Source organism: Sutcliffiella sp. NPDC057660, assembly GCF_042800035.1.
Lineage (GTDB): Bacteria > Bacillota > Bacilli > Bacillales > Bacillaceae_I > Sutcliffiella_A.
In genome coordinates this window covers 44,309-65,585 of sequence record NZ_JBHVHV010000020.1, presented here as the reverse complement: position 1 = coordinate 65,585, position 21,277 = coordinate 44,309, and the positions used below count along the sequence as shown (strand labels likewise).

At 35.6% G+C, this 21,277-nt stretch carries 23 protein-coding genes and 1 pseudogene; 23 read left to right on the top strand and 1 reads right to left on the bottom strand.

Annotated features, from left to right (window positions below; all coding sequences use genetic code 11):
* The first annotated feature begins 203 nt into the window (after nucleotides 1–203).
* The 8 genes from ACFVAD_RS20575 (at nucleotide 204) to ACFVAD_RS20540 (ending at nucleotide 6,926) form a co-directional block, all read left to right on the top strand.
* On the top strand, nucleotides 204–371 hold the full coding sequence (locus ACFVAD_RS20575) for a hypothetical protein (protein ID WP_386644570.1): 168 nt from the start codon (nucleotides 204–206) through the stop codon (nucleotides 369–371).
* 13 nt (nucleotides 372–384) lie between these two features.
* Nucleotides 385–930, top strand: coding sequence for a hypothetical protein (locus ACFVAD_RS20570; protein WP_386644567.1), 546 nt, complete (start codon nucleotides 385–387; stop codon nucleotides 928–930).
* Between the two features lie 157 nt (nucleotides 931–1,087).
* The gene (locus ACFVAD_RS20565; RefSeq protein ID WP_386644564.1) at nucleotides 1,088–1,522 is read left to right on the top strand and encodes a hypothetical protein; all 435 of its coding nucleotides are present in this window, start codon (nucleotides 1,088–1,090) and stop codon (nucleotides 1,520–1,522) included.
* A gap of 583 nt (nucleotides 1,523–2,105) precedes the next feature.
* A complete protein-coding gene (locus tag ACFVAD_RS20560; RefSeq protein WP_386644561.1) occupies nucleotides 2,106–2,480 on the top strand; it encodes a hypothetical protein in 375 nt (124 codons plus the stop codon).
* 352 nt (nucleotides 2,481–2,832) lie between these two features.
* Complete coding sequence (locus ACFVAD_RS20555) at nucleotides 2,833–3,372, top strand: hypothetical protein (protein ID WP_386644559.1); 540 nt, start codon at nucleotides 2,833–2,835, stop codon at nucleotides 3,370–3,372.
* Nucleotides 3,369–3,779 (top strand): hypothetical protein, encoded by a 411-nt coding sequence (locus ACFVAD_RS20550; protein WP_386644556.1) that lies wholly within the window; start codon nucleotides 3,369–3,371, stop codon nucleotides 3,777–3,779. Before ACFVAD_RS20555 ends, ACFVAD_RS20550 begins: the two co-directional genes overlap by 4 nt.
* Nucleotides 3,780–4,126: 347 nt before the next feature.
* Entirely contained in the window at nucleotides 4,127–5,095 is a 969-nt protein-coding gene (locus tag ACFVAD_RS20545) for a hypothetical protein (protein WP_386644554.1), read from the top strand.
* Nucleotides 5,096–5,159: 64 nt separating this feature from the next.
* Nucleotides 5,160–6,926, top strand: coding sequence for an adenine nucleotide alpha hydrolase family protein (locus ACFVAD_RS20540; RefSeq protein WP_386644551.1), 1,767 nt, complete (start codon nucleotides 5,160–5,162; stop codon nucleotides 6,924–6,926).
* A gap of 56 nt (nucleotides 6,927–6,982) precedes the next feature.
* Here ACFVAD_RS20540 and ACFVAD_RS20535 read toward each other — a convergent pair whose 3' ends face one another.
* Nucleotides 6,983–7,177 carry a hypothetical protein gene (locus tag ACFVAD_RS20535; RefSeq protein ID WP_386644549.1) on the bottom strand — a complete coding sequence of 65 codons (195 nt, stop codon included), beginning with the start codon at nucleotides 7,175–7,177 and terminating at the stop codon, nucleotides 6,983–6,985.
* Between the two features lie 176 nt (nucleotides 7,178–7,353).
* Here ACFVAD_RS20535 and ACFVAD_RS20530 point away from each other — a divergent pair, with 176 nt between their 5' ends.
* From ACFVAD_RS20530 to ACFVAD_RS20460, 15 genes and pseudogenes are all read left to right on the top strand, one after another.
* The gene (locus ACFVAD_RS20530) at nucleotides 7,354–7,722 is read left to right on the top strand and encodes a hypothetical protein (RefSeq protein ID WP_386644546.1); all 369 of its coding nucleotides are present in this window, start codon (nucleotides 7,354–7,356) and stop codon (nucleotides 7,720–7,722) included.
* Between the two features lie 78 nt (nucleotides 7,723–7,800).
* Nucleotides 7,801–8,634, top strand: a complete 834-nt coding sequence (locus ACFVAD_RS20525) for a hypothetical protein (protein WP_386644543.1) — start codon at nucleotides 7,801–7,803, stop codon at nucleotides 8,632–8,634.
* Between the two features lie 238 nt (nucleotides 8,635–8,872).
* Nucleotides 8,873–9,220 carry a DUF6018 family natural product bioysynthesis protein gene (locus ACFVAD_RS20520; RefSeq protein WP_386644540.1) on the top strand — a complete coding sequence of 116 codons (348 nt, stop codon included), beginning with the start codon at nucleotides 8,873–8,875 and terminating at the stop codon, nucleotides 9,218–9,220.
* A 70-nt stretch (nucleotides 9,221–9,290) separates the two neighbouring features.
* Nucleotides 9,291–9,767 carry a single-stranded DNA-binding protein gene (locus ACFVAD_RS20515; protein WP_386644538.1) on the top strand — a complete coding sequence of 159 codons (477 nt, stop codon included), beginning with the start codon at nucleotides 9,291–9,293 and terminating at the stop codon, nucleotides 9,765–9,767.
* Nucleotides 9,768–10,579: 812 nt separating this feature from the next.
* Nucleotides 10,580–11,419: pseudogene (locus ACFVAD_RS20510) on the top strand (reverse transcriptase domain-containing protein); the annotation flags it as partial.
* Nucleotides 11,420–11,970: 551 nt separating this feature from the next.
* The gene (gene ltrA, locus ACFVAD_RS20505; protein WP_251434772.1) at nucleotides 11,971–13,215 is read left to right on the top strand and encodes a group II intron reverse transcriptase/maturase; all 1,245 of its coding nucleotides are present in this window, start codon (nucleotides 11,971–11,973) and stop codon (nucleotides 13,213–13,215) included.
* 115 nt (nucleotides 13,216–13,330) lie between these two features.
* Complete coding sequence (locus ACFVAD_RS20500) at nucleotides 13,331–14,245, top strand: group II intron maturase-specific domain-containing protein (RefSeq protein ID WP_386644531.1); 915 nt, start codon at nucleotides 13,331–13,333, stop codon at nucleotides 14,243–14,245.
* A 244-nt stretch (nucleotides 14,246–14,489) separates the two neighbouring features.
* The gene (locus ACFVAD_RS20495) at nucleotides 14,490–15,068 is read left to right on the top strand and encodes a hypothetical protein (RefSeq protein WP_386644529.1); all 579 of its coding nucleotides are present in this window, start codon (nucleotides 14,490–14,492) and stop codon (nucleotides 15,066–15,068) included.
* Between the two features lie 21 nt (nucleotides 15,069–15,089).
* A complete protein-coding gene (locus tag ACFVAD_RS20490) occupies nucleotides 15,090–15,755 on the top strand; it encodes a hypothetical protein (protein ID WP_386644526.1) in 666 nt (221 codons plus the stop codon).
* Nucleotides 15,756–15,968: 213 nt separating this feature from the next.
* A complete protein-coding gene (locus ACFVAD_RS20485) occupies nucleotides 15,969–16,631 on the top strand; it encodes a hypothetical protein (RefSeq protein ID WP_386644523.1) in 663 nt (220 codons plus the stop codon).
* The gene (locus tag ACFVAD_RS20480; RefSeq protein WP_386644520.1) at nucleotides 16,628–17,218 is read left to right on the top strand and encodes a hypothetical protein; all 591 of its coding nucleotides are present in this window, start codon (nucleotides 16,628–16,630) and stop codon (nucleotides 17,216–17,218) included. The genes ACFVAD_RS20485 and ACFVAD_RS20480 overlap by 4 nt, the downstream gene beginning before the upstream one ends.
* A 23-nt stretch (nucleotides 17,219–17,241) precedes the next feature.
* Entirely contained in the window at nucleotides 17,242–17,775 is a 534-nt protein-coding gene (locus ACFVAD_RS20475) for a hypothetical protein (protein ID WP_386644517.1), read from the top strand.
* Between the two features lie 197 nt (nucleotides 17,776–17,972).
* Complete coding sequence (locus ACFVAD_RS20470; RefSeq protein WP_386644514.1) at nucleotides 17,973–18,650, top strand: LuxR C-terminal-related transcriptional regulator; 678 nt, start codon at nucleotides 17,973–17,975, stop codon at nucleotides 18,648–18,650.
* Nucleotides 18,651–18,743: 93 nt separating this feature from the next.
* Nucleotides 18,744–19,049, top strand: coding sequence for a DUF2325 domain-containing protein (locus ACFVAD_RS20465; protein WP_386644512.1), 306 nt, complete (start codon nucleotides 18,744–18,746; stop codon nucleotides 19,047–19,049).
* A gap of 4 nt (nucleotides 19,050–19,053) precedes the next feature.
* Nucleotides 19,054–21,264 carry a type IA DNA topoisomerase gene (locus ACFVAD_RS20460; RefSeq protein WP_386644510.1) on the top strand — a complete coding sequence of 737 codons (2,211 nt, stop codon included), beginning with the start codon at nucleotides 19,054–19,056 and terminating at the stop codon, nucleotides 21,262–21,264.
* The last annotated feature ends 13 nt before the right edge of the window (nucleotides 21,265–21,277 follow it).

The following is a 21,277-nucleotide window of genomic DNA, read 5'->3' as shown; positions in this document are numbered from 1 at the left end:
ATTATGTCTAGAAATCGTCTGAAAATAAAATCAAACGGGTAGTAAATCCTAAAGATATAATTAGTATTGCGTAAGTATTTAAAACGTCACATTTATGATCTTTGATCTAAAATGTTAATTTAGAGGTTATTCCATTATAGGGAGCATTTGTTGAATTAATTATAATGCTTTAGGAATTCATTATTTTTTATAAGGAGTCCGATATGGCGTTAGAGAATAAAAAGCTAAAACAAAAGAAAATACAAGGATTATACAGAAAAGTAAAACAACAAAAGACAGAAGATACAAAGACCTCAAAAAAAGAGGCGATTATGGTTGTTGTTATCGTATTTTTGTTTATTGTTCTGAATGCTATTTTCAAAGCTTTTTGAGAAACGTGGAGCCTTGGATGACGATTTACATATTCTGTTATATAGGAGCTTTAACGGAATAAGTAGGTCTGTATCTCTAATAGGAGGAGTTATTATAAACTTTAAAAAAACTATTATTCAGTTATTTTGCATCTCTCTACTTTTGGGCTGTACGTCCAATACAGAAGATAATGATTATTATGTGGAAGGTATCGGAAAAATTATAAAGAGTAAATATTCAGAAGAAAGTGTATTAAAAACTCAATTGAAAGGTAATAGTGACATCATTATATATGAGGCGGATGAGTCCATATACTTCTTTTACTTCTTGGATAATACGTTAAGAAACCACCATAGAATCTATTTAGAGCTTGTTGATAAGGAAGGTATTTGGTGGACTGCTGGAACAGAAATAGAAGGTGATTCCCATGTATGGGGGATTGTGAATAAAAACGAAGAGGTTCCAGTGGGATTAACCAATAATGACATGAAATTTCTTCACTTAGATTTCGAGAATTACACAATTTTTTATATTGTTACAGAAGAAAAAATAAACTCTCCAATCGAATTTACCTATTAGTATTAGTAGAATTTCTATCGCACTCGAGATTTCTTTCTATTTAAGTGTATAGTGCTACTCAATAATTGTTTAAATTGAACAAAGAAAAATTATTACTGGCTTATTCCATAAACTGGAGCTTTAACTGAAGAGATCAAAATAAAAAGGTAGTGATAAAATGATTGGAAGGAAAATTTTGTCGGCGTTAACTACTTGTTTATTAATGATTATTCTTTATTCAGCTTATGACGGTTTTGGGATAGGAATCTTTTTTGGAATGTATTTACTTCCAATTATTTTTATCTATGGGATACCTTCCTCTATTTTGTCTGACTTCGTTATTAAAAGGATAATGGGAAAAATACGAATGGTTGCCGCCTTCTTTATTCACATTTTCTTAGCTATATTATTCGTACTAATGCCGCTATTACTTTCGGGGTACAAAAGAGGAATGTGGATGTCTGATGTAACTGGTTTGTTGGATGTTTTTCTCTTTATCAGTGCAATTATATCTGCTTTTTTGTTTTGGGTTATCGACGAATTGATTAAAAACGAAACCTGTAAATTAAAACGAAGAAAATTCCTGAATTGGATTGGGGATATAAAAATATAAAATTTTAAAACGAATATCCTTTACTTGTAATTCCACTATCTGGATCAATTCTGTAACAAGGGGCAAAAGTTGTACATTTTAACTTAACATATATATATATATCGTAATTTTTATAGTTGAAAATAATTTTAGATCTTAATATAAAAAACAACTTCAATAAGGAATTTGGAAAGTGTATGAAGTATGGGTAAATATTTTTTCCGGAAGTTTTTGAATAAAATGTGGAACATTAGATGATTTTTCATATTACTCCGGGAAAGTATGAAAAAAAGGTTAAATCATTGAGATTTCAATGGTCCGTTCCGGGAAATTATGAAAGTTTGTAGTTGTATAGTACTATTTTTATATGTTAAAATATGACTTACTATAATTCAAATTCCTAATTTTTGTAATTTTTTATTAAAAATGTAATTAAAGGAAATTTAAATATTTTCACGAATTATTATTTAACTGCCTAAATCAATAAACCTAAGTAAATTCTAAATGTGTTCTTAATTATTGAATCCAATAGTTTTTTGCATCTGAATTACATATAATCTAAATATACTATTAAAGATTATTATTGTTAGGGGTTTGAATATAAATGTTAAAAATTTCGAATGCAAAAAAAGGAAGATTTATTATGATCAATGTCAAAAGAGAATATTCAATTAGAAAAAGAACTTTCCTTCTTCAAGAAGAGGACACTCTAGTTGAACTAATTTCATTAATTAAATCATCCTATTTCGAAACGGATGATATACAAAGTGAAAGGATTGAAACACTTCTAACAAGCTCAAATCAAATTGAATTAAACTCATTATCTGCTCTTCAAAGAAAGAGATACGAAGCAGAAATTGGCAAAATCAAAGAAATTAATTTGTCTAAAGGGCAAGCCAATTTTATATTAAATCATTATAATGAAACAAATTTATTTAAGTTAAACTTAGAGAAAGAAATTCCTTCAAGTCTCATATAGATAATCTTCAAAGCCAGCTCCCAGATGCTGGCTTTTTTTTGCGAATTTATTTATTTCTTCAAATCTTTCATTGCTTAGTATATAATTTGGTTATTAGCATTATTTTCCCTTTTTAGAGCGACTTATTTAAGTCAGCGGTGAATATTAAATATTAATAGCCCCTGGGCTAAGGTTAGCGATTATTCGTTTATTTATCAAACCTTAGTGCCAGGGGCTTTTTGCGTTCTAAAAAAGTGTGCTAATAAAAAACTTTTTAGAAGAGGTGTTTTTATGAAGTTATTTTATTGCAACATTATAGGCTGCAATGAAGAGAATGAGGATTGTATTCAGAAGGCGAATGTGGTGAAAGGAAATGTTTAAAATTACAGTTTTTTCTCCAATTCCGCCAGTAGAAATTGGTCCATTATTAAAAGGGTTTCGTTTTACGGAAGTGAAAAATGAATTTGTATGGAAGGTCGATGGTTACGTTTTTCGTATAGTTCCGTTTGGTACTCAAGGAAGAGCTCAAACAGCTTATGGATATCGAGTTTTTTTCAATGGTTCAATTGATGGAGGACAGTATCTATTCGATTTATCTATGGGATGTTTTACACCTACGATAAATGCAGTCGAATTTGATCTTACTCATCCAACTATGAAACAATCTGACTGGATTTCAGATATGTTGAGAAGACCATCTTATAAGACCGGCCAGTTAAGAGGGATTTTTGAAAAAGGTAATGTTAAAATTGTGTGTTTACCAAATGATGTTGTTAATTTACAACTTAGGAAGAATCACAGTAGAGTTGTTAAACTTCCCGTATTTCTTAAAGAGGTTGAAATGATCAGAGATGACTTATTACCAGTAGAGTATGATCTCTTCAGCTCTTTTGAGGAGGGAATCGCGATATGAGAATCGAGTTTTATACAAAAGATGCACATTTCTTAGTGGAGAATAATCAGTTCTTTAAAGATGGGGAATTGTTGGCAGAAGGGAATATTTTCCCTTTTCAAACTTTATGGGGGTTACCGGCATTGTTTATTGTAACAACATCTGAATTTTGTCCTCCGCAATTCTTACAGACGGAAGCTATTACTTCAGTCTTAGCATGTAATGAATATTTAGACGGGGAACAAGCTGTCAAACAGATGTATGAGGTCATATATACAATGGCTGAATATGATGATGAGCTTTTTTTCTTGTTACCTGCAGTGGACTCAGAGCATGTCAAACAAATGTTCAAATTGTTCCATCCAGGGGCTGAAGTACAAAGAGTGTCAAAATGGCAATCTCAATCCGGAAAATTTGTAGCTTGTTAACAAAATAATGCAAACTTAAGACCAATAAATGAATAATAAAGTAGGGTGAAATAATAGAAATGAATGAGAGTTGTCATCAGATTTTGCTGAGAGGATTTCTTGTAAATCAAAAGGGTTATGTAGAAAAAGCTGTTTATTTTGGAAAAGAGGAGTACAATTCCTTTTTAAAGGAAAATAAACATTTCCCTCGGCTAATAATCTGCGATATGCAAGGGAATTTGGTATCAGATTCAGTAGATGGAGTTCATAAAAAATAGTTAATAACCAACCAAATATCCCTTTCTAGTAGGGAGTAATCTATTATTGCTCCCATTCATACTAGATAGGGAGCTTTTTGGAGGTTAACGATGGAGAAAAATTGTGAGAACTGTAAATACAATATATCCGCTGAGGATTATGATATGAAACGTTGCAAGAAATGCTCTAGAACAGAAAGAGCATTCTTTGAGCAATTTACAGAGGATCTGTCAAAAAAAAACGAAGAAACTGCTGCTTCCCTAATGGAGCAGTTTATAGAAGAGGGTACCTATCCAACACTTAAGAAGCTTCAACAGCAGTTGGAAGACCTAAAAAAGGAAGTACGATACAGATTAAAGGATAGTGAAGTGAGAAGGCATGAGTATCAGAAGTATAATGTGGTCGCGAAATTTGTGCCAAAATCCAAAAGCTCGACAGACAACCAAGGCTTAATTGAAAATCTATTCTGCTACTTACAAGATAGAATTGTCTGTAATGTATTACGCTTGGATATTCCTTTAATTAAAAAAGAGATCCCAGAGGAACTGATTGCATTAGAGCCTTTTAAAAAACCACCAACCTACTACGTAAAACCAAGCTTTAATAAAGTAGGAAAGGAGCTAATTAGCCAATCAGAACAAAGCTATACACTTAGCGAACTATCCTTAAATCAATTAGTGAAGAGGTTTATCCCGCTCCAGGAACAATGCAAGAATCTTGAAGCCACGTATGAATCTTTTAAGAAAAAAATGAGCATGTGCGCAGCATTAACAGACAAGGGGAAATTGACACATAAGTACGGATCCGTATCCTTAGTTGCTAATCGTCCTGTCTATGATATGGAGAAGGTGCTAGATGCATTCGGGGATGAATTTTTGGTTAAATACGCTACCCCGGATAACGCTCAGTTGCAATCACTTATTGATAATAAGATACTTCCTAAATCAGAAGTAGAGCGGTTCCAGACAGTAGTAGATTATAGATTAGACTTTATCATGATGCCTCTTGATGTTGAGAGAAGAATTACTTCTCAATTCCAGCAAATGGCTATTCAAAAATCATTAAGTCTATTCGCTTAATGAGTGTGTTCAACGGCTTTTTCCTCTTTGGAAAAGGCCTTTTTATCTTAAGGAGGAATGTACAGTGTCAGACTTTTATAAACCATTTCTAGAGATTAAAGAAGAGATGAAAGAATTATACTTAAGAGATAAAAAGGAGTTTGTTTTAGCTACAAGTTTCGGAAAAGACTCCACCATGGTTCTATTATTATTTTGGGAGATGTTAAATTCCCTGTCACCAGCTGAACGTCATAAGAAGGTGCATGTAATAACCTCCAATACCGAGGTAGAAACGCCAGACATGCAAAAGTATCTGATTCAGTCTATTGATTGTGTAAATGATGCAGCAGCTGAACAAAATTTGCCCATTGTAGCCCATATTGCTAGCCCTTCATTAAAGGATAACTACTGGGTTAATGTATTGGCCAAAGGAAATCCACCAGTGTCACCGAACAGTCGTTTCCGGTGGTGTTCACACAAGCTCAAAATTAATGCTGTGGACCGTATTATGCAGGATTTAATGGCAGGGAGTTATTTTTCACTAGGAGAAGAATATGACCTTATGCTGTGTCTTGGAGTAAGAGTAAATGAGTCTATCTCAAGAAATAACTCGATCACTAAAAACAAGATAGAAGGTGGAGGTAATTTCGCCAAACATAGCAATTACAAAAATGTATTGGTATATCATCCGATTAAACACTTATCCGGCAGTCAGCTGTGGGCATATTTTGATGATTATGAGTATTTTCCGTGGGGGACAAGTGTAGAGCAGTTAAGACACTTTTATCCGGAAGGTATCTTTGAATGCTCTATAAAGACAGATGGGCAAGGAAATAGTTGTGGAAACGGTAGGAGTGGATGTTGGACTTGTACAGCTGTGTCCGAAGACAAAATGCTGAAGGATCTGGTTCGTAAAGACTCTTCCTTAAATCCACTCCTTGAATTCAAAGAGGTATTGGCTCAAATTCGCAATGATGCTAGATTTCGGATGCCTATTAGGAGAGTTGAGCTCAAAAGAATGAATAAACGAATTATTCAACAAGAGAATTTGAATAATCAACTGGATTTATTAGGAGATGGTCTACTCGATCATACGGATGAATCTGCACAGGACCAAATTCGTTTATCAGAATATGAAACCTTTGATAGAGCGGAGGATGTACAGTACAATCCAGGTTCTTTAACTATAGAAGCAAGAGTGCTTTTATTAAGGAAGCTATTGTTCATTCAAGAACAAACAGGCTACGAGCTCATACCTCTAGGTATCGTCCAGACTATTCAAGATATATGGAAAGAAGAAGGTTACTCTATTTCCGATATTACTCCTTTAGATTGGAAATATGATGGGCCCGTTATTTACGATAAAGAAGGGGCATTGAAAGAGGGGGAAACCACGAATCCTTATCCTCAATTCTGGATCCACCAGGATATAGAATATGGAAGAGACGAATTTGTGGATTTTATTGAAAAAAGGGTGCGAGAAACAGGGAAATCTTATTTTTTCTATGCAGACAATCATGACATGGGCGAGCATGAGCAATATGCCTGGAATGTGGCCTATTTCCTTGTTTGTGACAAAGATATACATTCCTATGAAGAAGCAGCAGAAACCGTCTCAAAATGGCTGTATGAGCCTCAAAAGAAGGAAGTTATGGATTGGGATATGTTTGCTAATAGATACGAAGAAGCAGGAAGAGTATTACTTCAAGATCCTAATTATGATATTGGTATTTTGGAGCGGATTAACAAAGTACTTATTACTCTTGGAAGAGAACCTTTTCCGGTAATAAAAAGATTCCTTCCTACAGAAAGAGTTGAACCTATACAGCTAGATTTATTTAAAGTGTCATAGAATACTTAATCACCTGTTGAATATATAACAGGTGATTTTTTTTGCCTTAAAGTTGCTTATGCATATTCCATTCGTTCGATGTTAGTCACTAAGAATTCCAACTCATTATTATCTACTGAAGATAATTGGCCAATCCAAACTACCTTCTGCTGATCCTGATTTACCGCTTCTTCCAAAGCTTCCTCTCTTGAATGAAACGAATCATTGACCCATTCTATTTCGGAGTATGAGTATGTCCATTGTCCGTCCATCAAATCGCTCCCTTTCACATAACAGTTTGATAAAATATATTAGATTTATGACGAGTTTATACCCATTCTTTTCACCTTGGATGGAGGATATTCACATAAAAGAGTCGAATTCACTTTTTAAAAGACAGTTTTCTTTGTATCAAGTACACTTGTACAATAGATTAGGAGTGAAAATAATGTATTTTGTTAACGAAGTTCACCAAGAAAATTATGAACGCTTAATGCATAGATACAGATTAACACCGGGTAAAGACATTCAGTATGAATCTAGCATTTATATTGCAGCTTACCCTGAAATTTATACAGAAAAAATGTATGAAGAGGATAATTCCCCTTTATATGCACATATGAGATGGAATGAAGAAAAAGAAATGCATATTGTGAGTTCACCAGAGTTAACTGGATCTACTCGAAGAATGGTAGAAGTAGGGCTATCCCTTTATAATGGCTATCCAGTAGAATTAGATGATGTATTTGGAAGTATAACGAATATGGAATTACAGGATGTGGTTTTTCAAGCAATGAAAATCAGAGCTAGGAGGTAGCGGAAGCTATCTTCTTTTTTCAATTAGGACAGTTTTGAATTTCTGGAAAATAAAAGAATAAAATAATAGGGGATATACATGAACGCAATAAAGAAGATTAAAGAAAATATACTTATTGTAATTGTTGTGATTAGTTTAATCTTAATAGTCACGATAAAATTTTCGCCATTAAGTTCTATCCATACGTCTCAAGTACCTTTAATCTCTTGGTTTTCATATGGTAGTCAGTTAGGTGAAACTATATATAACTTAAGTTATGGGTATTTGATAAGCTGGTTTTTTTATTTAATGGTAGTACGAATACCTGAATTGAAAAGTGAAAAAAAAGCCCTTATTGTCTTCGATAATAGTATAGATAAAATTATTGGGATAATGAGTATTACTAATAATTATTTTTGGATTAAGCATGAGATTAATAACTTGATGGATGATGCATCAGTCTCTTTTGAGGTTGAAAAAAGAATCAAGAAATTTACTAATCATGAAATGAACTTCTATTTTCAAGTTGTAAAAGGAGATTCGGATAAATCGCTACACTATACAGGTTATTATACTGAGTCAAAATTTTTAATGGCTCAATATCATGTTATAAAAGAAACTATCGAGAATATGTATCAAACCCCGATATTTAACTTATTAAATTCTGAATTAATATTTACACTTAGTGAGATTAATAATTGTCTCCTATTTAGATTTCTAAAAAAGGCAGAAATTAACGACTTGAATTTTGAAAAAATAGAAGAATCTTCCGAAATAGGTTCAGCATTATTAGAGTATTATAGACTTTACAAAAAATTATCGGAATTGAAAGTCCCAAATGAGGAATATACTTTTGATCAACAAGATGTAGACTGCTGGTGGATTATAGATTTAAAAAAAGGGAAGTTCCGATTTCTTTCTAGAGAACAGTAATATAGCAAATTATTAGAAAAATAATTGAACTCTTGAAATAATAGGTCTATAATTAAAGTATATTACTTTCTCTTTACTTTTTTAATTGCAACCTTTTAAGGTTAGCGGGCCTTATAACTTATAAAACGCAGCACTCTTTGGGGTGATTGAACAACCATTTTTGGTTTAACCAATCATTTCTAAAGGGTGCTTTTTTGCGTTTTATTCTCAAAAAACTTTTTAGAAAGAGGGATGTTTCATGCCACAACAATCATTAGCGGGATTATTAGGAAAGAAAGATGTAGTTACAGAATATTTGGTTAACCGACCATCATTAGAAGTAATTACAAGACAAAAAAGAATTAAAGCGGAGATTATATTTAAGGACGGTACAAGACGTTTTTTTCCATGCCGTGCGAATACTAAAGAACAAGCAGTAGACGAAATACTTCACTTTGTTGATTGTATGCAGCAGCAGACAGGACAAAGCGTGGTTTGGTGTTTTGCCGGTGAAAAGAAGTTTTACATCGGAACTAATCGTCCAACTACGAACACCAAGGGGATCAGAGCTAGACTCTTTGATTATTTCTTTGGTTTAGAAGATTAATTTTTAATTTCGGTTGCTAGTAAGAGGGAGAGAGAGTAATAAATAGACCTTTAGGAGGAAGTTTTTACACATGATGAATTCGGTCCAACTTGTAGGAAGAGTAGCCAAGCCTTTAGTTCTTAATAATACTAATAACTCAGGAAAAGCCGTAACCAATATGATTTTGGCTTGCGAACGTCCTGGAGCAAAACCAGATCCTAATAATGATGGGAAAGTACCAGTGGATTTTCCTAATGTGGTTATCTGGGGAGAAATGGCTAAAAATAGTTGTAAATACTTAGGACTAGGAGATCTTGCTGGAGTCGTTGGTAGAGTCCAGACCAGGTCATACCAAGATTCAACTGGAAAAACTCAATTTGTAACAGAAATTGTTGCAGACCAGGTTAAATTTCTAGGCAAAAGCAAGAAGAATCTTGAATCTAGTAACCAATCACACAACAACCAAGCGAACGATAATCAGCATTATGAGCAAGACAACAACAATAATAATAGCGGCTGGGACTGGAATTCATCATCTTCATCTAATGAAGATGAATACCCATTCTAAGCAGAGTTTAACGAAGAGTATTCGACCTATACAGGTTGGATACTCTTTTTATTTATCACTAGAGAGGAGATTACTAAACTATGAGTAATATAGGAAACAAGAGTGTGACACGTTGATTTATAAGCATTTGCGAATGTGAAATAATCGGCTTTCAATAAGAAAGCTAACTATTGTTTCGAGTTATGAAATGAGGGAGTTAACCGCCCCGAAGCATACCATTAAGACTCCTACATGCAGAAATTAAACCAAAATTATTTTCTGTTTGAAGCTAGGTGAAGTCGGCAGAAATTCTTCCCAATGCTTTTTTCTAAAGTAATGGAAGGATGATATGCCGGATGTCCAAAAACTACCTATGATGAGAATGTTTCAATAGAAACTGACGAACCTTCGAATGTACGCACCTAGAGCCGAAATGATTAGGAATAATCATGCTGTTAATGCAGTGCTTGTGAGGATAAGTAAAATTTTTTGTTATGAAAGTCCTTATCATCATAAAGGGATGTTCAAGCAAGCAGGTGTAAAGAAGGCATCTAAGGGTAGAGATGTACGGATAGAAACAATGGAACGTGGGAAGCGATGGACGTGGAGACTTTGGTGTCTGTGAAGCGGTTTTACGGAAAAGATTAAATCTATAACGTAAATTAATCAATCGTGAAAGTGGTGGCATGGTACTAATGAAACTATGGAAACATAGCGGAGGGAAGGCCACTAGTCTAACTATCAATAATAGGTAATTATAAATCTAGCGGTAAGCAATCGGTTAAGAAAAGTAGGCGAAATCTCAATAAAAAGGGAGAGTAGCGAACTTACCAATGACTAACGCAGTGAGATACTCAGAGTATTATGACATGCAATCGGTCTTTGATAACCTATATGCAAAAGCACAAGAAGGTCATCAATTTCATAATCTCATGGAATTGATAACTAATCGAAATAATATCTTGTTAGCATATAGAAACATCAAAGCGAATACAGGTAGTGGCACTAGAGGTACAGATGGGCTGACTATTCGGGAATATAAAGTTCTTAATGAGAAAAAATTTGTCAACAAAATCCAGAATCGCCTTGGTAATTTCAAACCTGACGTAATTCGTAGAGTTTTTATTGACAAAATAGATGGCACTAAAAGACCACTAGGAATTCCCACGATGGAAGACCGACTGGTACAACAAGCCATCAAACAAGTACTTGAACCGATTTGTGAAGCTAAATTCTTTAAACATTCCTACGGTTTTAGACCTAACCGTTCAACACATCATGCGATTGCAAGAGCTACCAATCTAATCAATGTAGGTTACTGTCACTATGTTGTGGATATTGATATCAAAGGATTCTTTGATAATGTCAATCACAACAAACTTATCCGACAAATCTATTCTCTTGGTATTAAAGATAAGCAGCTCCTTGCAATCATCAAAAAGATGTTAAAAGCAGAAGTACAATTCGAGGGGGTCTCTAGTAAAGGGGTTCCTCAAGGTGGAATTTTATCCCCCTTGCTATCAAACATAGTTCTAAACGAACTAGACCAATGGATAGCAGATCAATGGGAGGACTTTAAAACCCACTATACTTATCCCAAAGACTCCAACAGATGGAGAGCTCTGAAAAAGACAACTCTTAAAGAGGGTTGGCTGGTAAGGTATGCAGATGATTGTGTGCCACGAAGGAGCACAAAAACAACTCGAAGAGTTGCATAGTGCAACATGCTGCACAAAAGATGAGGGTGGGCCCCTCGGAATCGCCATACAGGTGGAGATTTCAAACCACCCTAAGGTGCTCTAGGCAAAAGCTAGGGTATTGAGCGTTAGGGAAAAGGCAGTGCAAGACACTGTCAGGTACGTATTAAGGAGACGAAAACCATTGAACCGCTGAAGAAGTATCGAAAGCGTAGAGATGTCATCAAAACTGAGGGGGAGTCGTTAACTCAGGATAAGTTCGGAGGAAACCTGTTTACTGTCCGTTCGGTGACCGGTATAAAGGCGGCGTGAACTTAATATAGGCTTTTGTGTGGAACGTGGGAACCTACGACATGGATGCTAAGGGAGAGATTTCAAGTGGAAGCCCCACAAGAATCAGAGTACCAATGCCATGTATAGGGGCGGAATAACTCGTAGTAGCAATGAAACCTCCTAACGGAGATGGAGCAAAGGGGTTATATTATTCAGTTTTATAAACAAGTCAACCATAGTACTGGGAGGAACTTATGCATAAAACAAAGCCATATGCGATATCTAAAAAGATAGTTTTTGAAGCTTTTAACAGGGTTAAAGCAAATAAAGGGTCAGCAGGAATTGATGAGCAATCTTTAGAAGAATTTGAAAGAAATCTAAAGGATAATCTGTATAAAATTTGGAACAGAATGTCATCGGGAAGTTACTTTCCTCCAGCGGTAAAAGCGGTAGAAATACCAAAGAAAGGTGGAGGTATTAGGACACTTGGAATTCCAACGGTTGCGGATAGAATTGCACAGATGACAGTGAAGTTATACTTCGAACCTTTGGTAGAACCATTCTTTCATGACGATTCTTATGGATACAGACCTAAGAAAAGCGCTATTCAAGCAATAGAGACAACCCGAAAAAGATGCTGGAAGTTCAATTGGGTACTTGAATTTGATATTAAAGGTTTATTCGATAACATCGACCATGAGTTACTGATGAGAGCAGTAGATAAGCATACAGACATTGACTGGGTTAGGTTGTACATCAAAAGATGGTTAACAGCACCATTTCAAACAAATGAAGGAATAAAAGAACGCACCTCCGGCACACCGCAAGGTGGTGTCATAAGTCCGGTGCTAGCAAATTTATTTCTACATTATGCGTTCGATAAATGGATGGCTATTAATCACCCAAGCAATCCATTCGCTAGATATGCAGATGACGCAGTCATCCACTGCAAGACAGAGGAAGAAGCAAAGAATGTGCTCAAATCCTTAAGCGAAAGAATGAATGAATGTAAACTCGAACTACATCCTTCCAAAACCAAAATCGTATATTGTAAGGATGCGGACAGGAAAGAAGATCATGAAAACATAGCGTTTGATTTTCTTGGATACACGTTCAGACCAAGGCTGTCGAAGAACAGGTGGGGGAAACATTTTGTGAATTTCACGCCAGCCATCAGTAACAAATCTAAGAAATCAATTCAGCAAAAAGTGAGAGATTGGAAACTACAATTGAAGGCTGATAAAGAGCTCATAGACCTATCAAATATGTTTAACTCAGTAATTCAAGGGTGGATTAACTACTATGGGAAATTCTACAAATCAGAAATGTACTCCTCTTTAAGGCACATAAACAAAGCCTTAATTATGTGGGCGAGAAGAAAGTATAAAAAGTTATCTCGACACAAGAGAAGGGCAGAACATTTTCTAGGCAGAATATCTAAACAAAATCCTAAACTCTTCAAACACTGGGATATTGGTATCAAACCTACGGCTGAATAATGGGAGCCGGATGAGCTGAGAGGTTCACGTCCGGTTCTGAGAGAGACTACTGGGGAGGTTCCAGTGGTCTACTTGCCTTATCATCGTATGTCCTACTAAGGAACAAGCCTATGAGATGTATGAAAAATTACAGCCATACTTGAATAAACGTGGTTTAGAATTAGCCGAAGATAAGACACGAATCATTCATATTAAAGAAGGATTTGATTTCTTAGGATTTAATTTTAGACAATATCCAACTAAACAAGGTAATCAGTTATTCATCAAGCCATCGCAAGACAGTGTTAAAAATGCTAAACGCAAAATCAAAGAAGTGTTCGACTGGGGTAAAGGCAGAGAAACGGAAGCATTAATCGAAAAATTAAATCGTGTGCTACAAGGAATCGCTAACTATTGGTCACCAACAGTAGCGAAGGTAATCTACAGAGACATTGATTCTTATGTCAATGAGAGAGTATTGATTTATCTGAAACACCGTCACCATCACACATCGATTAAGAAAATCATTAAGATGTACTTTAAACCTGACCACACTGGAGTAAGCAAAGATAAATGGCTATTAACGTGTCCTAACAATAAAACTAAACAACTTATACGTATGAGTTGGGCAAAAATTGTAAGACACGTAAAAATTAAGCAAAATAGTAGTCCATTTAATGCTTCTCTCAAACAATACTTTGAAAAACGTGATGAGAAGATTTTCGATAGAGAAAATACCAATGCTAAACGTAAACTTGCGAAGAAAAGTAAATACAAATGTAGAATTTGCGGGGAATCTTTACTCGGAACGGAACTACTTGAAAGCAATCATATTGTACCTGTAGTAATTGGGGGAATCGACAGTTACGAAAACCTTGAACTACTGCATAAATCATGTCACAAAACACACCATGTGCTGTTAGAGAAATACGGTGAAGGTAAAGAATTACCAAAAGTCGTAGAGTACCTAAAGGCTAACGGTGTAAAAGACATAAACAATAAAAAGGCCATCAGCCTCATGAAAAAAGCATTCAAGAAGTTTCAATATTAAGTTATGAGGATGAAAGATGGCTTGAGCCGTATGTGCTGAGAGGTACAAGTACGGTTCTTAGGGGGGAAAGAGGTGGTAACACCTCCGACCTACCCGACTGCTTTGTACCCCAACGTTAATTTACTATCAGTTCAGCTGGAGCTTATTTACGATTAATCAAAGTGCCAGAAGATCTTGGAGGATTGGACAGGACCAAGAATGTCGCTTGTTCTACATTCAGTATAAAGAAACATTCCAGGAAACTATGGCCACTTTAATCGCTCAAAAGAATAGAGCCACGGCAGCCATAAATGGAGAAGTCTCAAGTGACGGACTTTCAGCAATGCTCGGAGAAGAAGGCGACTTACAATCAATGCTAATTGAATCTGTTAAGAAAGGTAATAAAGTTCTTAAAGGTTCAACAGAAGATTGGGTCAGTAAGCATTCTGATCGCGCAAGAGAAATTCTATCTGGAATAGGAAAGAAGAAAAAAGCACTTAAGCAGCAATCCATTCAAGAACAGTTCGTAAATTGGATGGATAACCAAATCAAAGTAGAAGCTACTATGAATGTGATGAAGAGACAATCCAGAACTATTGCAGAAAACATTAAAAGGGGAGTAATACCTGGGTTCTCTGTGAAAAAAGAAGTTTTGGAAGTGGACCTTGCCCTAGCTTTTGGAATGAACGTGGTGGAAGATGGGGCTATTCTAGCTCACTTAACAGAGCCACAAAGAGAGCACGAACAGGTACAGGTTACGCTATTAGAAGTAACAGAGGTAAAGAGTAAAGCTCTGAGAAAAAAGGCCCCTATAGATGGTCAATTGGCATTTGAATTATTTTAATTGGATGGGAGAACTCGAAAAATGATAACCATATTATTTTCACTTCAAATTTTAATTGTCTTAGTACTCGAAACCTATGCATACGAAAAGTTTCTATATTTTCAATACTCTACTGAAGAACGTCCTTACTATTTTGGAAAAGCAGAAGTGTTTGAATTCCAAGAAGTTGATACGTTCCATGAACGAGTTGCTGAAACAAAACTGACAGTATATGAGAACTCGGATATAGCTGGTACTCAGGCAGAAGAGTTATATAAAGAGCTTAGCGGTAACTTAGTATCCATGAACTCGTTGGAAGAATTCGATGAGAACTTCTTATCTATGAATGACTTTTATATTGATGATGAGATCGTAATTGATTCAGTAATAGAAGATTGTAGTCAGCCAGATACAGTGAAGATTAAGGATGAACAGATAGGAGTACAAAATTGGACAGTCAGCGTTTGCGGGTTTGAACAAGATTATATTCATGTTTCTGATGGTAGTCGTATATGGATCCATGTTGGAGAAAAGATAGATTGTATCCAAAATGGAGATGTCCTGAATATAACCGTCGATAGAAGCGTTGATGGTGTCAAAGCTCTAGAGATAGAGTTGTTGCAACGAACTAATCCAGAATATTGCTTGCCGGACGAACCGGAATATTTTGATATAAACCATTTTGATGATGTAGCAGCTGCTGTATAAACAGGATTAAGGAAGAGCGCGACTAAAGTCGCCTCTTTTCCCAAATGCATTACATAAGAATTTACAGTGCATTTGGGAAAGGAGGAAATATGAACATTTTATGGTACTAATTAACTATTTTATAGTTATGTAGGAATATTTGTCGAAAAATGATAGACACATTAAATAATAATAACTAAACTTTAACTAGGGATATGGAAAGGGGAAATAACCATGTTTTTACAAGAAATAAATATAAATGACTACATTGACCAACTGAAGGAGAGGTCAATAGTAGTGGAAATCCTTGAACTTAAATTTAATGCAAAAGAGAACAAAATGTTTATAGAAAGCTATGGGCAACCAGGTATTAAGCTTTCTGAAGAAGACTATTACGACAATATTAAAGACTATTTAGAGTATACTAGCCTTAGTTGGTTAACTCCCTTTATACAAAAGATAAAAAAGGGAATCACCGTTGAAATTCAAGTTCAACAGGATGGGACATTTGAAGATTCAAATATTCACTTAGCTTTAAATATTGAGTTAGGAGACAAAGTAAAGGATGTAGCAGCATATACATTCAGGACCTTTGAAGTGTTGTCGCAGTATCAGAAGTTTGTTGATTCTGTTGAATTTAAAGGAAATCAGAATAAATTAAGAAACATCGTGTTTAATATCTCCTTAAATGCTAAAGATTTTGTCAAAACCCTACAAAAAGGCAAACAAAATGTAGGTTCGTGGGAAAACTGGTTAACTATCACTGATATTGCAACTAAGAAAAGTATGGAACAATATAAGTTTTACAGCAAAGTGCCAATGGTAAATGGTAAGCTCGTTTGGAATGTTCGTAAAGAAAAAGTTGCTACTGTATTTAAAGGAGTAAAGCACCGTTGAATAAAAAAATAGTATTCAGCCTGGCCTCCATAACACTTGTACATTTATTTAGTTCTCATAGAGAAGCAGCAGCTGGAACTTTTATTCCGGAACCTCAAGGAACTCAAATGCCATTTGAATCTAAAGATGGATCTACAGGTTTATTCTCTGGATTGACTGATTCAATGAGTAGCGCTTTACCAGGTATTTATGAAACAGGAATGAATGTGATCAGCATCTTCTTCATTGTTGCAGTAATCGGTTATTCCATGTCTTTGCTATTTAAAAATGGACAATGGATGAAATGGTCTGCAGGTGTTATGATGAGTTCCTTACTTGTTATACTTGTATTACGGGGCGGTCCCATTTTATTTTATTCAACAACAGTTATTGGCGTACCCGCTCTTATAAAGGATATAATTAATTTTCTTACAACGACCGGGGTATTTATAGCAATCGGTATGCTACTAACAAGTTTGTTATTTAGGTTCACTTACAAATTAATTAAGCACCCTGATTATCACAGGTGGAGCAGACGATTAATGGTCGGATCTGTGTTGGTTGCCATACTTTCCACTACCGTACCAATCATATTTATGTATACTTAAATCAAGGAGATGGAGGTGATAGTATGTTGTCACTTGTCGTGAATAATAAAGAGAAAAGAGTGGCCACTTGTCAAACCGCATGTGAAATATATGATCCTAAGACGAATCAATGTGGTTATTGGAAAAATCGTGAGGTTACTAATCCAAGTGTATTTTTCTCTTGTCATAAAAAAGTTACATCCAACTCATTCCAAAAGAATAGTCAACTTTGGGTAAATCACATGGAAGAAGCAGCTCCTTCTGTAATTGCAGAATGGCAAGGAGCTAAAGAAAATGAAGCCTATCCTTTTTCCCCAGATATCTCATCACAAAGAGAGGATGCATACTGGTACACCTCTCCGGATGAAACATTTGGTTGTTGGGTTGTAAATAATTCAAAAAACACAGTATCTCTTGCTATTACAGGCGAAAAAAGAGAGTACTCCTCTGTTGTTCCGCTTCATGATCATGAGGCTCCAAGTACTCTTGCATCTAGAATGTGTTGGTATGTAGACCAAAATGGTATTGGAAGATACACCATGTTGGATAATGGAAAGGTGATTCGGCTAAGCATCTGAAATTTTTCCACATTTTTATTGTAAGTATTAATAAAAAGACTCTATAATAAAGGTAGAGCCAAAAAGGTTCGAGCAGTTATTCCTGTTGGGACTTTTTTATATGGAAAATATAGCGATAAGGGATAAGCCCTCCGTAAAACATATTCATTTTGAGTATGTTTATATGGAGGGCTTTATTTTTTGAGTGAGGGAAGAATATGAAAATATGCATAATTACAGAACAACGTTATCATGCCGAAGGATTTAAGAATCTATTAAATATTCACTATCCGGAATCTGAGTGTTTTATCGGTTCTTTGGCCATAGAGTCAGCAGAATTGGAACAGTTCTCATCGCAAGACATAATAATTATTGATCCTGTAGATTCAAAACTTCAAGTGAGGGAAGATGTCCTGAACGATTTAATGAAAATCAAAACGAATGTTCTAGTTGTTTCAAGTTTAGATGAAGAATCATTTGTTTTAAATTGTTTTTACAGGGGGGCTAAAGGGTTCCTTTTGAAGACTAATTATCTAAATCGTTTCTTGGATGCGGTAAATAGAGTATCCAAAGGAGAGCTCTTTATAGACCAGGGCATAAATCGCTACATTATCATGAAATTATTCAAGCAGGATAAAAGTGAAGCTAAAGCCGCTCCACCAATTCGTCCCTATAAACTCTTAAGCAATAGAGAGTGGGAAATATTAGAATCAATGGCCCAAGATTTAACCAACAAAGAAATTGCAAAGAAATTATTCATTTCTGAATCAACGATCACCTATTATTCCACCACGATACAGAAAAAGTTAAAGGTTAATAGCAGGGTCGGGGCGGTAGTCAAATCGATAAATGAAGGATGGTTAAACATCAAGCACTTTCATTATTCAGAAAAATAAATAAATTTATTTGCATCAAGCGAACTCCTGTTGTATTATTTAATAAAGTAATACATATTGAATTATTTAAAATATAACCAGGAGTTGAATACAATGAAAAAAACTGTAGCTATTTTCGGTGGATCAAACGAACTCACTTTTATCAAAATGGGAAAGAAAATGAATTGTAACATCTTGTTCCATTCTGGAAAAACAAGAAACGGTGGGAATAAGAAGGAATTCAAATCTATTATAAAAAAAGCAGATTGTGTAGTGGTTCTTTTAGGGGCAATCGGCCATGTATCTATGGATATGGTGAAAGAAGTTTGCAAACAAACAGGCAAGCCTATTGAATTTGTAAACGGCTTTGGGGCTAGCGGTGCCATTCAGAAAGGAATCGAACTATTAGACGCTGCGTAATGAGGTGTTTACTATTAAACTTATTATCTTTGAAAAGCCGTCCCAAGCCAGAACAGTCTGCAAAATATTTAAGACAACGGATAGAAAATTATACTTAGAGATAGCACCAAATGAGTATATGCCTAAAGGCGGGATAGCAGTCTGGTGTGTCGGTCATGTGCTTCGCCTTGCTGAGCCAAGTAAATATAGTGCGTCTTATAAGGAATGGAAGCTCGAGCACCTACCTATTATTCCAGAGAATTTAAAACTAGAAGTAGATCCTAGTAAATATAAGATCTATAAGAATATCGTTACCTGGATACAAAAGCCTGAAATAAAAACTATCATTCATGCAGGTGATCCTGCTAGAGAAGGTACATTGCTTGTTTCAGAAGTGATAAAACATTCCAATACAAAGAAGCCAGTTCAACGATTTTGGAGTGCTTCTTTAACGAAAGATGCTGTTCATCGTGCATTTAAGAATCTTAAAGATATGAAATTCTATCAGAATTCGCTTATTGAGGGAGAACTTAGACAAGCTTCCGATTGGATTATTGGGATGAATGCCAGTAGGACCATTAGTATTCTAATGCATGAGAGGTTAAAGGCGGCTGGCCATTCAGCTGATACATCTTTCAGTTTAGGTAGAGTGCAGACTAGTCTTCTGTCCATTGTATATCGCCGCGAAATGGAGATTGAATCTTTTAAAATGCAGCCATTTTGGAATTTGGAAGGTACATTCATGGTAGGAGAAGAGACATATACTGGCCGATGGTTTCTGCAGAATCAGGAGAATATTTTTGACCAAGAGAAAGCACAAGCGCTGTTGGCTTATTGTAAGAACAAAACGATTCGTATATTAAGTGTTGATAAAGAACAACTAGATGTCCCGCCACCACAATTCTACAACCTGACCGCTTTACAAGAAGATGCCAATAAGAAATTTCATTATTCCCCGGATGAAGTCTTGGAATTAGCACAAGCGTTATATATTAAAGGGGCTATTTCCTATCCAAGGGCAGATCCTAGGGTCGTATCTGAAGATGAAGCGAGGGAGTTCCCGCGCATCCTATCCTCACTTACTAACATTCCTGCATTTAAACACTTACTACCAGCGCCTATTGAAGACATTAGTAAGAATAAGAGATTTATTGACATTACGAAAGTAGATGATCACTATGCAATTATTCCAACTGAAGATATACCTGCAATTGAAACGCTGTCAGAAGGAGAATCTAGAATATACAAATTGATAGTGAATCGGTTTATCGGAGCTCACTATCCATCCGCTACATATGACCAAATGACCGTTATAACCATCGTTGACGAGCAATTTAGCTTTAAGACAAGAGGAAAGACTCTTACCCATAACGGATGGCGGGATGTGGTACATGGGGAACAAAGTAATGCTGAATCAGATCCGGGAATCGAACTGGAAACAATGCCTTCAATTAAACCTGGAGATGAAGTACTCTTAAGAGATTTAGAATTAAGAGAAGGTATAACAAGCCCACCTCCTCGTTATTCGCAAGGTCAGCTGGTCAAAGTTATGGAACAGGCTGGTAGAACTTTAAATAAAGAGGAGAAAGCAGGTTTTTCCAATAAGGAACTAAGCATAGGTACTGTTGCGACCAGAGCAGCCATAATCAATCAAATTATAAATAAGTCATATATCAAAGTAGAAAAAAATCTCATCGTTCTGCTTCCAAAAGGAAGAACTTTAATAAAGGCTATCGGTGAAAATAATTGGCTGGCCTCCCCGCTAACCACTGGGAATATGGAACGAACGTTAAAGGAAATTGGAGAGGGGAAGAGAAAGCCTGGCCCTTTTACAAATAGAGTGAAAGAGTTAGTAACCTCCTTCGTTTCAGACATGAGAGAAAGGTCTGAAACCTGGGTGATTGACACAAAAGACTTAGCTTCAAAGGTTTCCAATAAGAGAGAATTAGGGCCATGTCGCTTCTGCGGAGAACCGGTAGTTGATAAGGGAAGTTTTTACGGCTGCACCGCCTACCAGACTACTAATTGTGAATTTAGTCTTCCAAAGAAAATGTTATCTAAGGAGCTCACTCAACAAAATATTATTAACTTGTTGGAAAAAGGTAATGCAGGTATGATTACTAACTTTAAGAAGAAGAATGCAGACGATTATTTTGATGCCTTTCTAGTATGGAATGATAACAAGAGGAGATTGGAGTTCAGTTTTGAAGGGATCAAGCCGAAAAAGAAATCTTAAGATGAAGGAGGGA